Annotated in this window: 6 protein-coding genes; 2 read left to right on the top strand and 4 right to left on the bottom strand. The window is 51.6% G+C overall.

All coding sequences use genetic code 11. The features are described from left to right. Nucleotides 1-10 precede the first annotated feature (10 nt). Nucleotides 11-397: a VOC family protein gene (locus CYPRO_RS09775; protein ID WP_240644725.1), complete on the bottom strand. Its 387-nt coding sequence runs from the start codon at nt 395-397 to the stop codon at nt 11-13. 216 nt (nt 398-613) lie between these two features. Between CYPRO_RS09775 and rsmI the strand changes: the two genes are divergently transcribed. Then, entirely contained in the window at nt 614-1,372 is a 759-nt protein-coding gene (gene rsmI / locus CYPRO_RS09780) for a 16S rRNA (cytidine(1402)-2'-O)-methyltransferase (RefSeq protein ID WP_114984443.1), read from the top strand. Next, nucleotides 1,365-2,960 carry an apolipoprotein N-acyltransferase gene (gene lnt, locus CYPRO_RS09785; protein WP_164682679.1) on the top strand — a complete coding sequence of 532 codons (1,596 nt, stop codon included), beginning with the start codon at nt 1,365-1,367 and terminating at the stop codon, nt 2,958-2,960. The genes rsmI and lnt overlap by 8 nt, the downstream gene beginning before the upstream one ends. A 3,313-nt stretch (nt 2,961-6,273) precedes the next feature. Here the strand turns inward: lnt and CYPRO_RS09800 are convergent. From CYPRO_RS09800 to CYPRO_RS09810, 3 genes are all read right to left on the bottom strand, one after another. Further along, complete coding sequence (locus CYPRO_RS09800; protein ID WP_114984447.1) at nt 6,274-7,584, bottom strand: hypothetical protein; 1,311 nt, start codon at nt 7,582-7,584, stop codon at nt 6,274-6,276. Between the two features lie 81 nt (nt 7,585-7,665). Then, a complete protein-coding gene (locus CYPRO_RS09805; protein WP_114984448.1) occupies nt 7,666-10,224 on the bottom strand; it encodes a tetratricopeptide repeat protein in 2,559 nt (852 codons plus the stop codon). A gap of 38 nt (nt 10,225-10,262) precedes the next feature. Then, a complete protein-coding gene (locus CYPRO_RS09810) occupies nt 10,263-14,651 on the bottom strand; it encodes an Eco57I restriction-modification methylase domain-containing protein (protein ID WP_124245584.1) in 4,389 nt (1,462 codons plus the stop codon). Between the last annotated feature and the right edge of the window lie 1,268 nt (nt 14,652-15,919).

Consider the following 15,919-nt stretch of genomic DNA (forward strand, 5'->3'; position numbering starts at 1 on the left):
ATAACGGCCCTTACTTTTCGTGGAAAATTTCAATCAGGTTTCCGTCAGGATCCGAGATAAAAAGAAAGCGGCCGTTCTTACGGTTCGCAGGTCCGCTGATGATGGTCACTTCACGCTCCTTCATATAAGCCGCAAGCTCATCGATGATTGCGGGATCAGACACGGTAAATCCGAAGTGATCAACGCGGTAATCCTTCGAATCGCGGTTGTAGCTCGTTTCGGCCTCTACAAGCACGATAGAATCTCTGCCGATGCGGTACACCGCCATGCTGCGGCCCATCTTTTTCTCAAGCTTTAATCCCAGAATATCCCCGTAAAAGGCTTCCGCCCGCTCAATTTCATTAACTCTCAGGGTGATGTGATTGAGTCCGGTAGGTATAAATTTGTCCATTGGCATGGCTGATGTTCCTCTTAAATTTCAATTGATGATTTTGATGATGGTTGCAGCAATAAGCGCTGTTTTAGTATGATTGCGCCCCTTTAACGCGGGGGTTTTGTCTGCAAAGTGTTTAGCCTTATAATTTAATACTTTCCGTCCCCCCAACGAAATATTAAACGAAACCACGGGCCCGGCCCGTTCGGACAACCCATGTTTTCCACTTAAACAAACCTGATGACCTCAAACAGCCCGAATGACCCGAAGTTGCAGCAAGCCGAAGCGGGTACCCTCTACCTTGTGGGCACGCCCATTGGCAACCTGCAGGACTTCAGCCCGAGAGCCCTCCAAATCCTGAAAACAGCTGCCCTGATCGCCTGCGAAGATACCCGCACAAGCGGACTGCTGCTGCGAAGCTCAGGCGTCGAAACGCCCCTCACCTCCTACCATCAGCACAACGAACACCGCAAAACGGAAGACCTCATCGCACGGCTCCGGACCGGCGAAGCCGTAGCGCTGATCAGCGACGCCGGCATGCCTGCCATATCTGATCCCGGCTTCCTGCTCGCCCGCGCGGCACATCAGGCCGGCATACGGGTTGTGCCCGTCCCCGGCCCCGTAGCGGGGGTCACGGCCCTTGCCGCAAGCGGACTGCCGAGCGACCGCTTTGTGTTTGAAGGCTTTCTCCCTCCCAAAAAAGGACGCAAAACGCGCATCACGGCCATAGCCGAAGAAGAACGAACCGTCGTGCTCTACGAAAGTCCGCACCGGATTGAGAAATTATTGCGTGAACTGCTCGAAGCCTGCGATCCCGCCCGGCTGTGCGCTATAGGCCGCGAGCTGACCAAACGCTATGAAGAAATCCTGCGCGGCAGCCTCACGGACGTGCACCGAACCCTGCAAAGCCGCGCCAAACAGCGGGGCGAATTCGTCTTCATCCTTGCCGGAAAATCCTACGCCGAAGCCCCCGAACCTCAAACCCCCTCCAATGCCTGACTTCCTCTTTCGGCTGTCCAAATGGCAGCTCTCCCTCGCCGCAGGCCTGCTCATGGGCCTGAGCTTCTCCCCTTTCCCCTTCCCCTTTCTGCTGTTCCCGGCCTTCATCCTCATGCTGCGCCTCTCCGCACTGAGTAACACCTACCGCGAAGCCGCCTACCACAGCTACCCCGCCTTCCTGCTCTGGAACATCATCACAACCTACTGGCTCACCATGGCGACCGTCATCGGCGGTGTCGCAGCCATCCTCGCCAACAGCGCCATCATGTCGCTCGTATTTGGCCTCATGCACCTGTGCCTGCGCCGCATCAGCAACCGCACCTTCGCCTACACCGCTGCTGCCGCAATCTGGGTCAGCTACGAATGGCTGCACCTGCATTGGGATCTCGCCTGGCCCTGGCTCGTGCTCGCCAACGCCTGGGCAACCTGGACCTTCGCCGTGCAGTACATCGAATTCACCGGCTTCCTCTCGGTCAGCTTCCTCACCCTCCTCATCGCCTTTCTGGCCGGAAAAGGCCTCGGCGCCGATCAGCAAACCAGCATCAGGCCCGCCCTCAACGGAAGCACGGCACACCCTCCAAAGCCCGACAAACACGCCCTCGCAACCGCAGCCGGACTCTGGCTCGGCAGCATCATCCTCTCCCTGCTCATCCTCTGGCGCACCGACTTCACCCCTGAAGGCCACACCCATGTAGTCGTCGCCCAGCCCAACTACGACTCCTACCTGCCCCTCGCCGGCTACGACGACACTACCACGCCCCTGCTCGAACTCACCGCCATGCTCGACAGCGTCGTCACCGCCAACACCCACATCATGTTCTGGCCCGAAAACGCCCTCATGGGCCGGGTTTCGCAACTCAACCGCAGTAGCAACGACCTCCACATCCTCCAAAAAGCCGCGCAATGGAACGTGCCCGTCATCACCGGCGCCGCATTCTTTATGTACTATCAGGATGAAGATCCCCCGCGCGTTCACCGCACCGACTACCTCGGGCGGCCCTTCAACATCTTCAACAGCGCCGTCGGCTTCTTCCCCGACGGAAGCTTCGAGCACTACAACAAAATCCGCCTCGTCCCCATCGTCGAACGCCTGCCCTTCGCCCACACCCTCAGCCGCCTGCCCCTGCCCTTAGACTGGGGCGACGTAACCGGATTCGGGCGCGGCGAACGCATGCACGTATTCGAAGCCACCAACGGCACCCTCGCGCCGGCCGTCGTGTGCTACGACTCCGTCTTCCCCGCCGTTGTGCGGGAAAGCGTACGCATGGGCGCCGGCTTCATCGCCGTCATCACCAACGACGGCTGGTGGGGCCGCACCAGCGGACACCTGCAGCACTACGAATTCGCCCGCCTGCGTGCCATCGAACTCCGCCGCGCCGTCGTCCGAAGCGCCAACAACGGCATCTCCGGCATGATCACCCCCGACGGCCGCCCCCACACCCGTACCGAATACTGGACCCGCACCGCCTTCGAACTCGAAGTCCCCACCCACACCCGCCTCACCCTCTACGCCCGCTTCGGCGACTGGTTCAGCTGGCTCATGCTCCTCATCAGCATCCTCGGCCTCAGCCTCGCCTACCGAAAATAACCGCCACAACTCACCCCAAAAAAGCCGCAGCAACGCAACACCCTTAAAAAACCCAAAAAAATCGACCACAAGCCACAAGCCATACCAATCATTATTTTTTGGGGAAAACTCAGAGAACATCAATGCCCCTGTCATAGATTAAACACCCCAAAACGAAGATGAATGCGTTGCTTTTTTTTTCTTCGAAACCAACTTGGCTTCCAGCGAAAAAAGAGCATGCCAATTGGGCTCAAATGTTACTGTAAAAACTGAGCTTATAAATTCCCCTCTGGAGAGGGGTGCCCCCAATCAGAAGCTGATTGGGGTTTGCCGCCGGAACAATATATGAGCCTATTCAAAAATCAGAAGGTTCGGGGCGGGGTGTGGGAGAGTTTGTCGAAGCCTGTGAGCTTGAGTGCAACCTCATAAATCGTAAAAGGAAGAAACAAAGCACATACGAACTCCAAAATCAAATTACCGGCCTTACCCGCAATGAGCATCCAGAATTCGAACAACCGTGGTAAAAATCAATCACGATGGTATGCCGCCCCTTCAGGGCTCTTTTCGTTCGGGGACTGCATTCCCGGGGTTGGCACCCCGGGCTGTGTTATGTCGCCCTTTCAGGGCTGATTGTGGCGTTGAGTTTAAAAAGAGCATGACAACTGGGCACAAAAGTTACTATTAAAACGGGACTTGACAACTCCCCTCTTGAGAGGGGTGGCCCCTGTACGAGCGTGTGAAGGGCCATGAAACCCGAACAGCATCCATTCCCTTTCAACGCCCCGATGCCGGCGGGCCGGTGTGTGATACGATGCTGCTCGAAGCCACGAACCGATTTTCCACCACAGCGGAATTGATGGGCAACCGGCGCGAGAGAACTCCGTGGCGTAAGGTGGCGAATACCGGCATTGCGGCTGTCACACCCCGCCCGTTCGCTACGCTCACCCGGGCACCCCTTTTTTCAGTGCGTCATGATACAGTATATCAGTATGTCATTTTTGGGCTATAATGCTGTTATTATTTGGGATACAAAACTCCCCTCTCGAGAGGGGTGCCCCCAATCAGAAGCTGATTTGGGTTTGCCGCCGGAAAACATATGAGCCTATTCAAAAATCAGAAGGTTGCGGGGCGGGGTGTGGGAGAGTTGGTCGAAGCCTGTAACTTTGAGTGCAACCTCATAAATCGTAAAAGGAAGAAACAAAGCACATACGAACTCCAAAATCAAATTACCGGCCTTATCCGAAATAATCATGCAAAATGCTAACACCTCTGGCAAAAATCAACCACGATGGTATGCCGCCCCTTCAGGGCTCTTTTCGTTCGGGGACTGCACTCCCGGGGTTGGCACCCCGGGCTGTGGTATGTCGCCCTTTCAGGGCTGCGGTTCGTTTGTAGAAATGATTTACGACCCGATCCGCACGTTCGTTTTTCATTCCGTGGCGTAAGGTGGCGAATACCGGCACAGGGGCTGTCACACCCCGCCCGTTCGCTGCGCTCACCCGGGCACCCCTCTCGCAGAGGGGAGTTTGGCTTCGTGGCTTTTAAGGACTTTCTAGTCAAAAAAACTATCTAAATAGGGTCAGGAAAGTTATTATTATCACGGCACTTATCAATTCCCCTCTTGAGAGGGGTGGCCCCGGTAGGAGTTTGTGAGGGTTTGTGGTGCCGAAATTGTTTCTGCACACATTCAACGCCCCGATGGTGGCGGGACGGGGTGTGGGAATACTGACCGAAGGCTATGCATTTCAGTGCAAGCTGAGTCGCTATAAAAGGAAGAAGCGACGCTGGTGCGACTCCGGAAATAAAATACCCGCCGTATCCGTAATGGTTGTGTATGATTCGAAACCCAACACCGGTGGTATGTCGCCCTTTAAGGGCTGCAGTCAGTTTGTGGAAATGATTTACGACCCAATCCGGACGTTCGGTTTTCATTCCGTGGCGTAAAGTGGCGAATACCGGCATATCGGCTGTCACACCCCGCCCGTTCGCTACGCTCACCCGGGCACCCCTCTCGCAGAGGGGAGTTTTGGCTCCGTGTTCGTATATGGATTCCAGCCAAAAAAAAAGAGCATGCAAATAAGGCTCAAATATTATTGTAAAAACTGAGCTTTTAAATTCCCCTCTTGAGAGGGGTGCCCCCAATCAGAAGCTGATTGGGGTTTGTCGCCGGAACAATATCTGAGCCTATTCAAAAATCAGAAGGTTGCGGGGCGGGGTGTGGGAGAGTTGGTCGAAGCCTTTTAAATTTGGTGCAACCTGATAATTCGTTAAAGGTAGGAACGAAGCACATACGGCCTCCAGAAGTCAAATTACCGGCCTTACCCGCAATGAGCATGCACGATCCGAACACCTCTGGCAAACATCAATCACGATGGTATGCCGCCCCTTCAGGGCTCCTGTCGTGAATGGGGACCAATTTCCCGGGGCTCACACCCCGGGCTATGGTATGTCGCCCTTTCAGGGCTATTCATTTCAAATCAAAACAACCACCTATACAGGAAGCATAATCCATTATTAAAAAGGCACTTAAAACTCCCCTCTCGAGAGGGGTGCTCCCGGAACAAACGCGTTAGGGACAACCAAACCCGAACAGCACCCCAACCCTATCAAAGCCCCAAATGCCTCCGGGGCGGGGTGTGGAGATGCGGACCAAAGCCATAAAACAAATTACCATCACAAAGGCAATAGACGCCCCCACCCACGAGCACGAAAACAAGAATTAACCCCAAAACCCCCAAGGCCATCATCTTGGAACGGCTCCATCCGTTCAGGCATCGCGCTCCGGAGGTATGCTGCCCTTTCAGGGCTGTATTCGGGTGTGGTCCGTGAACCCGGGGTTGACACCCCGGGCTGTGATATATCGCCCTTTCAGGGCTATTCATTTCAAATCAAAACAACCACCTATACAGGAAGCATATACCATTATTAAAAAGGCACTTAAAAATCCCCTCTCGAGAGGGGTGCCCCCGGAAGAAACGCGTTAGGGACAACCAAACCCGAACAGCACCCCAACCCTATCAAAGCCCCAAATGCCAGCGGGGAGGGGTGTGGAGATGCCGCTCAAAGCCACAAAACAAATTACCAGCACTGATGCAATTGATTGAATAGCCCACTGACAAGAAACCGATAATTACCCCCGAACTTCACGCGCAGAGACGCGATGACTCGCGTCTCTGCTCTACTGCATCGAAAAAAACAGCGGCAAAAACCCTGTAGGTTTTCGAAACCTCCAGGGTTTTGGAATCTTTACCTTTGTTGATCCCGATCAACAAAAAGAAGGTCAAATTGTAGGTTCCCATCAACAAAATTGATGGCAACCGGATATTTCACCGTTTCAAGCATCGCTTAACCCTAAGCCTTGTTCCATATCTGTAATTTGATGATAATCAGCGGAATCAATTATTCCTTTTTCTACAAGCTCATTGAGGAATTCTTCATCTCTTAAGTCTTCATAAGTAATGTCGCTATAGCGAACAGTTAACATCATCCTATCTATCAATTCAGGAATCTTGGGCCATTTAATCTTATTAATTATATTCTGCAAGTAATCGTTAATAAAATACGACATACGCTCTTTATCATTTTTATATATCTTAAACCTTTCCTTTAGTATTTTTTCCTTATTCTCTTCCAAAAAAGCTCTTAACTCAGTGCTAAAATCTTCTTTTACTTCATTAACTTGATTGAAAAGCCCAAATACCAACTCATTTCCAACATGGTGTAACCTTGCCTTCATTTTTTCAATTTCTATCTCAAACTTAATTTTATCTTCAACTTTCAATAAACTTTCATCTCTGCTTGGCATTTTGCTCAAATATACCTCCCGAATTTTACTTAAGCCTTTCTGAAATTCATTTAATGGCTGAAAGTATTTATCTATCACACCTTTATTAAATACATTCAGCTTACTTTCCAGTTTATTTTTTAAATCTGAATTATTGATGGGCAGGGCATCTTTGGGTATGGTTACCTTTTTGTATTTAATATTACCCCCCTCAAACTTCAGTTTCACATATTGAAATTTGTTGGAGTAAAAATCTACAATGCGTCTGAAATCGGGTTTGAGGGGCGGATTTTTTTCAATGTCCTTTTTTACTTCTTCGAACTTCTCGTCCGTAATCGGATTGCTTTTTTTAAGCTCAGCCTGCATTAAAACTAATATGTGGCTATAGTCTGCCATTTCCCTTTCCGCTTCCATCGTTTTTTTGACATTTATTATTAATTCCTGAGGCGTCACCGTCTTGAAGAAAAAGTACATCATCTTTAAGAGGTTAATCCTATCGATTGCAACAGCGTTGAGATAAGGCGTTTCGCCTGATGCCAGTATGCGGGATTCTGTGAAGAGGTAGTAGCCCGTATCATCGGAAATGATGAAAGAGATGCGGTTCTTGGGCATGGTTTGCATGGGTATGCCTGCTTCGCGCAGCATGGCGATGCTTTCAAAATCGCCATGACCCCGACGGAGGGTTTCAGAATCGAAGTCGATGATCAGGCGGATATCAGGGCTGGAGCGCCTTTGGTTTAGCTCCAATAGGGCCTGTGCGGTTTGTTTGTGCAGGGCGGGCAGGCAGAGGAGGAGCTGTTTTTTGGTCTTGCGAATAAATTCATTCAGACCAGATTCTGTGAAGGAAGTAAAGTAATCCATGCGTGTTGGTTCAGGGGATGATGGTTTTTGGGATGCTTAGATGGACAAATATTCAGACTATGGGCTTGAGGAACCCAGGCCTTATCTCAGCTCGCTTAGTATGCGCTCAAACTCTGTTTCAACATTTTTTTTGTGGTTGTCTTTGAGCGTTTTTTTAGCCGCTGCAACCAGTAACGTTAAGGTTACGGATGCTAATCTTTTATATGGAGGCGGAATGATTTCACTGATCTGCGGTATCATAAATGCAGCTGCTTCAAAAAGTATACTTTCATGGATCGGTTTTTCAAGATAGTCAAGATAATGGGATACCAGTGCCACAACCTTCATAATGGCAATATTGTGGCGATCAGAGTCTTGCTCTGCCTGAATATAAACCTCTGTAAGTTCATAAAATGCAAGCTGATAGGGAACACCAACCCGAATCATTTTCCGGGTCAGTGCTGCCAGGTCTTTGTAGTCTCTTTTTGTGCTTAAGAGCTCATTTCTGAAATTTTTAAGGGCAAGTTTTTTTTCCTGGGTTTCAACGTAATCCGGCACAGCCAAAGCCTTTTGCTGTACCAAATACCCCACAAGCATGCCTGTGAGCTCGGTATCGCTCATGGGGATTTCATAGGGCTTCTGATCTAAGATGGCGGCTAAGGCATCGTTGATTTCCGGCTTGCGGTTGGTTTCAAGGATTTGCCGGTCGCGCATTTTGAGCAACTCAGGGTTGATTTCGAGCAGGTATTCGTCAGCAAACTGCTTGTTCTCTTCGGCGCTTTTTATAGCTTGGCTGAGCGTTTGGAAGGCCGCATAAAAAATCGGGTCTTCTTTGGGGGCGCCAAGGTTGGCCGTCGAGGTTAAATCTGTGACATCATCTGCGATGTGGTAGGAAGAAGACAGGTAGAAGTACAGGTCCATATCGCTGAGGGCAAACCTGCTGTCGAGATTATTGTCTATGAAATCGTAGGTTCGCCAGGGCTGCTGATGGCTGTAGGCGGTTAGGTAGGCAAGGGTGAGGCGTTCCTGAAAGCTCAGGGAGAGTGAGGGCGTGAGCGCTTCAAAGCCCAGTATGAGCAAAAATTTATCAAGCTGATCAAAAACGGGCAGCTCATACTTGTCGAGCGTGTCCTTGCCGTAAGCCTGCACATTATCGGGCCGGCTTTCAATATTTTTCTGCAGCAGGTAGGCCTGCCGGTTTTGGTATCGTTTGAAAGCGGCAGCCGAAATTACAGCCTCCTCTTTAAATTGGGCGCATAAATGGCCGATTCCAAACAAATCATTGCTATCGATGAGGATGGCCTTAACCGCCTGCTTGTAGGCTTGAGGTTTCCTGCCCTGCGCGAACAGCGCTTTTGACCAATATACCCGGGCTTTCACATAGGTATCCTTGCTGTCGGCTACCGCTTTATTACAGGCCTCAATGGCTTTGGGATAGGTTCCAATATTGTAATACAATATTGCTTTGTTTATAGACGCATCCGGATATTTCCCTTCCGGGCTGTCCCCCTCCGCTTTCTCATACGCCCCAATCGCTTCTGCGTAACGGCCTAATTTTTGTAATGCATTTCCGCGATTGTTTGACGCAAGCGGAAATTTCCCTTCCGGGCTGTCCCCCTCCGCTTTCTCATACGCCCCAATCGCTGCCTCGTAATGGCCTAATTTTTCTAATACATATCCGCGATTGTAAGACGCAACCGGAAATTTCCCATCCGGGCTATCCCCCTCCGCTTTCTCAAAGGCCCCAATCGCTGATTCGTAATGGCCTATTTTTTCTAATACATATCCGCGATTCTTTGACGCATCCGGAAATTTCCCTTCAGGGCTGTCCCCCTCCGCTTTCTCATACGCCCCAATCGCTGCTTCGTAACGGCCTAATTCTCGTAATGCAATTCCGCGATTGTAAGACGCATCCGGATATTTCCCTCCCGGGCTGTCCCCCTCCGCTTTCTCAAAGGCCCCAATCGCTTCTGCGTAACGGCCTAATTCTCGTAATGCATTTCCGCGATTGTAAGACGCAACCGGAAATTTCCCTTCCGGGCTATCCCCCTCCGCTTTCTCATACGCCCCAATCGCTGCTGCGTAACGGCCTAATTTTCCTAATGCATTTCCGCGATTGTTCGACGCAACCGGAAATTTCCCTTCAGGGCTGTCCCCCTCCGCTTTCTCATACGCCCCAATCGCTTCTGCGTAACGGCCTAATTCTCGTAATGCAATTCCGCGATTGTAAGACGCATCCGGATATTTCCCCTCCGGACTATCCCCCTCCGCTTTCTCATACGCCCCAATCTCTGCTTCGTAATGGCCTAATTCTTGTAATGCAAGTCCGCGATTGTTGGACGCACCCGGATATTTCCCTTCCGGGCTGCAAGCCTCTGCAAACTCCCATGTAAGTACTGCGATAAGCTTATACCCTTTTTTATATGAATCATATGCTGCATTAAACCACGCTTGCGGTTCCCGTTCAAGAGTACCAGCTATGCGATCACGCATATCCCTAACATACCATTCTAAAAACCGCTCATATTCCGGGATTTCAATCCCCTTGTAATCCCGCTTCAAGGCATAAATATCATTTACCGCATCATTATATTTATGCTGTTTAATAAGCGCGTTAATCTGCGCCATTCTCGCTTTGAGTTCATCTGATAGGTGCATCATTAAATCTCCTTTCTGTTCTTTGTCACACGGCTAAACCCCTAAAACAAATCGCCCTGATTTGTCGCGCTTGGGGGGAGGTTTTTGCGCGATACGCGTTTTATACTGAAACCCTGTTCCGGAGCTTCATCCTTGTCTTGCCCGTAGGCCGCACCGGGTGCATTAACCTGATTGGGCTCACTTACACCCTCAGCCTCAGCCTTAGCCTTAGCCTTAGCCTTAGCCTTAGCCTTAGCCTTAGCCTTAGCCTTAGCCTTAACCTTAGCCTTAGCCTTGGGTTTCTTCTTCTTTTTCGTCAAATCTACCTGATACTTTTCCCAGACTTCCTGCATTTTGGCGAGGTGTGCTTCCATGTCCCAGGCGGGGCGCAGGCGGTCGTAGGCCTCGAGGATGAGGCGGCGGGTGCGGTACTCGCCGTGTTTGCGGAGCTCCTTGTCTTTGAGCACGCGGAAGGTCACGCCGGGGAAATCGGAACCGTGCACGTCCTGCGGATCGAGGATGTAGCGCAGCTCGTCGCGCTCCAGACCGTACAGAAGCGCAAAGTGCGCGTCTAACTCCGCGCGCAATCGCGCACGGCGTTCCTCATCCCATTTGAAGGGCGGCAGCGGACACCCCTCCCGCATATCACCATTTGCTTTGTGATATTCCGGCTCCGGAACCCACACGATTTCGGGGTAGGCCGTGTACCAGTCGGGAATCTCCCACGGGTGACCGCCGGTCTCGCGAGCGTTGTCCTCCCACTGCTGACGAATCGCCTCACGCAGCCCCTCATCCGCCTCCCGCCAGAGATCATCGGCGAAAGCTTTGATGTCCCAGGAGGTGTAAATCAGCTCGTGTATTTTTGCAATAATCGATATTGAGTTATCTAGAATATCTATCGAAATAACTGGGAATTGTTTGACATAAAAATAGGTCATCGATGTTCCACCAATTTTCTGACGCACAAAATAGTCGAAAATCAAACTATTTAATTGGCTTTGCAAATAAGCCAATTTTTTAATTCCATTATTCAAAAAAAATAATGGTGCCTTATGATTAACACCTGATTTAGGCAATGTTGAACAAACAAAAGATCTTTCATTTGTATTATTAGTTACATCCCTAAATCCCACAAACCAATTATTACGATCTAAGTAACCTACATTATCAGAAGAAATCCAGTACCAGGGAATAATAGTTACTTCACATTCATCCTTTATAGAACTTGTTAATCTTCGGGTTTTATTTCGGTCTTTAGCATATAAATAATCATTACACCAATGATCATCATGCCAAAAGAATTTTCCCTCATACAGCGGCAGCCAAACCTCCTCCCCCTTCACAAAACGGTTCCCCATCAGTGTAAAACCCGCGCTGCGCATTTGGGCTTCGGTGCGAAACAGGCCGGAGTCGTTGCTCATGTGAAACATCGTTGAGAAACTGATACCCCAGGGATTCTGCCCCTTTTCCTCATTCACCAGTACCGGTACCCGACTGTAGATTTTCGCGGTCAGCTCGGCATCCTGACGGGTGCGGAAAATCGGGGTTGTTTTGGTGTTGGGGTTGATGTTCAGAAAATCTTCACGGCTCAAACCAAAAACCCGACGCGCATCCTGCAGATCAAGCACATCGTGCAGGAAAAACCCGAACTGCATCCGCCGTTCCGCCACTGCAGTACCAATGGTAAGGAGGGAAAATTTGTACCGGCTATCAACCGCTTCAAAAATTTTCTTCCGGTTTTCAAAATCAAACAGCGACTCAAGGCGACCGCTTTCCACCAGGTCAGCGAAGAAAAACTTGTTGGTGTCGTCGGTTGCAATGCCGGTCGGCACCACAAATCCGCCGCGGCCTTCCGCGCTGAGGGCATCCTTCACAAGTTCCGAAAAAATACTGTAGGTGTTGATGTCGCCTCTTCCCGTGAGCGGGTAGCGTCCGCTGTCACGAATGAAGCGCGAGGCCGATTCACCCTCATGCAGCGCTGCCCGGTAGGCTTCCCACAAGGCAGGCTTGGTCTGCGGCAGGCGCGCAATCAGCTTCTTCCGGGCCGCAGCATTCGGGGCGTTGGCAATTTCATCATCAAGCGGTCCAAAAAATTCCTTTTCCTGCAGCTTGATGCGCTCCCAGGGCGGATTGGTCAGAATCACATCAAAGCCACCGCGCTGCGCGATGTCCGGAAATTCGAGCGGCCAGTGGAAGAAGTGCTGTTCCCCGGCAAGGCCCTCGGCACGGGCTGTTTTCAGGTTTTGTGCCCGCCGCGGCTCGCTCAGGTGCAGCGCAAGATCGGCGCTCGTTACGCAGTCCTCCGGCTTGCTGCCCTTGGGGTAGGACTGATAAAAAGCATAGGTGAACAGATCGCAGGCCTGCCGCTTGTGCCGGAGACCGGGGTCGAGCTGCAGCTTTTCGAGGGTGCGCTGCTTGGCGAAATAATCCTCCACTCGCTCCACCGCAGCCGCGTTCAGGGCTTCATAACGGTCGGCCAGCTCCTGCTGACCCTGCCCCCAGCTCCCCTGCTGCTGAAACACATCGAGCTGTTTTGCTTTCAAAAAGTCGCGGTTGATCTTCTTCGCCGCATTCACCACAGTCTTGTCGTCGCCGCTTGCTGCCTTAAAAGCCTCGTTGGGGATGAGTCCGGCAAGCCGGTCGAGGCGGTCAACGCCAATCAGGGAATCGCCCTGCTTGATTTTATGCTCCAGGAAAGTGAGCGGTTTGCCGCTGTTGTGCCCGACCAGCCAAAGGCTGATGCGGCAGAGCTCCACGGCAGCGGGGTTTTTATCCACCCCGTACAAACAGTGCTGAATCACATCACGCAGGGCCTGCTGCACCCAGTGCTCACCCGGATTTTCCTCACCAGCCCGTACCTTCGCCAGTTCAAAAGCCAGCACCCGTGCAGCGGCAATCAGGAAGTGACCGGAGCCGGATGAGGTATCGGCGACCTTGATGCTAAGCAGGGCCTGCGCCTGCACCGCAGCCCCTTTCGCCCCGTGCAGCCGTTCCCGAATCACCGGCATCAGGGTCGTTTTGATGAGCTGTGCCACGAGATCGTGCCGGGTGTAGTAAGAGCCGGTGAGCTTTTGTTCCGAGCCTTCCGTGAAAGCAAAAACGGGCGTAGCCGTGTTGGTTTTAAAATAAGGATGCAGCTCAAGCAGGGCTTCATACACCGAGCCGAACTCTTCCACATCCAGATCGCGGTAGTTCACCCGCACGAGGGCACCGGCCTCATTCCGGAAGGAGGTGAGCTTGCCGAGAATCTGAAGGGTGTGTTTATTGGAAAGCCGGAGGCGGTACAGGTTTACCTCGTCTTCAAGGCCCTGTTCTGCAAACAGGCTGCCGCCCAGCGGCTGAATGCCAATCTGTTCGCCTGCGCGCGTAGGCTCAAACAAACGGAATGACGTAAGCAGACTCTGCCAGAGGTCGGTTTTCAGCGGATCGATCCAGGCAGCAGAAACGGCAAGGCCGCGCAGCCGCTCCAGGCTGTAGAAATCGCGGTAGATCTGCTTGTACTGCAGCCCGGCTTCGTAGCCTTCCTCCCCGGCTTTTTTCTGCGGAAATACAAGGTCGCGTTCCTCAATGGTAGCCAGAAAAATGATGCGGTATATGGTGCGCAGCAGCAGCCGGTAAAAACGGACGGGGTCGGCCTGCTCCTCGCGTATCGCCTGCGCGAAAGCCGTGTTGGCAGGGTGCGCAATCAGCCCGTTGGCCAGCACCTCCATCGCTTCCTTCACGGCAATGCGCAGCTTCGCACGGATGCGGCTGCCGGCATCAAGGGAATCCTGATGATAGCCCTCAAACAGGCAGGTTTCGGCCTTCTCCCGGCTTTGCGGCATGCGGGAAGCGTGCAGCACCCGGAACAGCAGGGCGAATTCGTGATACAGTTCTTCCTCCATCATTTTTTCGAGGTCGAACTCCAGATAAGCAAGGCGCGCAAGCCGGGCCGAATTGCGCAGCAGGCGCAGGCTGCGCCCGTTGCTCACCAGTCCGTACAGATGATCGCTATTGTTGAGGTACTCCTGCAGGAGGGCGTGCGGCGACATGCTCAGGCGACCGCCTGCGGGTTTACGGTCCAGCTCATCCTTAAAACTCATAATGAGCACCGGAAAGCGGTCGAGCCGGTTCTCCCGGTGCGAAACCGCATACGTTTTGCCGGCAACGCTCTCCGCGGTACTGCTCTCTGCCTGATAGCCGAGGTTGAGCAAAAAAGGCAGCATCCAGGTTGTGCGCGTTTGGGCAGTGCCGTACTCGCTTTCTGACAGCTTCTCCATTTTGGCGCTAAAAATCTGCCACTGCAGCCGGGCATCCTGCCAGGCCTGCCCAATCTGATCGCGCAGCGAATCATTTTTCCCAAACCCGAAATCAGCCGCCTGCTGCCCCGTAAGCTGCTGTTCCTGCCGGATTTTATCCAGCATCTCCAGCGAAATAATGTTGCCCTGTATGGTGATAGAAGTAAAAGTCATGTCAGAGACCCTGATAAATAATGCAGTATAATAAAAGCCTGCAAAAAAAGGGTCATTGAACCCCAAACTTCCTCATTAATCCGGCATTCTTTTTTGTGAGGAAAAATTCCGAGAGCATCACTGTCAGCAGTGCTGATTCCCGGCATCCCAAATCGGTCTCAAAGCACCTTGCTTTTTTTTGATCAGTATGTCAGTTAAGGCAGTATGTCAGGGATTCAATTTTGAGCCATGACATTGTTTTTGCTTGGGATACAAACTCCCCTCTTGAGAGAGGTGCCCCCCATTTTCAGTGTGTCACAGCACAGTATGTCAGTGTGTCAATTTTGAGCCATAATATTGTTTTTGCTTGGGATACAAACTCCCCTCTTGAGAGGGGTGGCCCCCATTTTCAGTGTGTCACAGCACAGTATGTCAGTGTGTCAATTTTGAGCCATAATATTGTTTTTGCTTGGGATACAAACTCCCCTCTTGAGAGGGGTGGCCCCGGTAGAAGCGTGTGAAGGGCCATTTAGCTCGAACAGCCTCCAACTCCATTCAACGCCCCGATGTTGAGGGGCCGGGGTGTGGAGAAGCCGGTCGCAGGCAAGAAACCAAATTACAGGCTCTTGGGCAATTTGTGGGACAGCCTACGGGCAGCGAACCTATTATCAACCGCGATCGCCCGCATCGCATAGACGGGTCGAATCGAGACGCGATGAATAGCGTCTCTGCAATGCCGGGTGTCAGATCAAGTTTTTAACCCCGCGAGAGGGTTCGAAAAAGATACATCCACAGTAATATGGCGCCTACAAAAAATGGTGTGAGGCGGGGGAATCGAACCCCCGGCGCCCTATTGGGTGCAAAAATGCTTCGGAACAGCTACCCCATCTCCCGCCTGGATTGGAAAAACCACCATGGTTGCCTCACAAGAACACCATTCCGCACCAAACACCTTTAAGTATGCTTGTAATTGTCATAATTAGCTCCTGGATTAGCGTGAAAGTTAAGTTTAACGTTTCAGCGACCATGATAGCTGACTTTTTCAATCCAAGCGAGATGTCAAGGCTGATCTCCACATTTGCATTGATCACCAATTTCAAAAAAACAAAAAGCTTCCGATAATGCCGAAAGCAAGACGTCTGAAGATACGAAAAAATGGGGCCTCCTAAAATTACCCGAATATTATCGGGATGATGCGCACGTCAGAGACCTACTTCGGTGCATTTTCAGACAGCCGTTTGCACAGGGCGTACCTACGGCACGCGATATTTTTGGATAATGACGATTTT

Source organism: Cyclonatronum proteinivorum, assembly GCF_003353065.1.
GTDB lineage: Bacteria > Bacteroidota > Rhodothermia > Balneolales > Cyclonatronaceae > Cyclonatronum > Cyclonatronum proteinivorum.

Bases quoted from the DNA above. Each gene is read 5' to 3' on its own strand.
- CYPRO_RS09775 (WP_240644725.1), bottom strand. From the start codon at position 397: ATGCCAATGGACAAATTTATACCTACCGGACTCAATCACATCACCCTG.
- rsmI (WP_114984443.1), top strand. From the start codon at position 614: ATGACCTCAAACAGCCCGAATGACCCGAAGTTGCAGCAAGCCGAAGCG.
- lnt (WP_164682679.1), top strand. From the start codon at position 1,365: ATGCCTGACTTCCTCTTTCGGCTGTCCAAATGGCAGCTCTCCCTCGCC.
- CYPRO_RS09800 (WP_114984447.1), bottom strand. From the start codon at position 7,584: ATGGATTACTTTACTTCCTTCACAGAATCTGGTCTGAATGAATTTATT.
- CYPRO_RS09805 (WP_114984448.1), bottom strand. From the start codon at position 10,224: ATGATGCACCTATCAGATGAACTCAAAGCGAGAATGGCGCAGATTAAC.
- CYPRO_RS09810 (WP_124245584.1), bottom strand. From the start codon at position 14,651: ATGACTTTTACTTCTATCACCATACAGGGCAACATTATTTCGCTGGAG.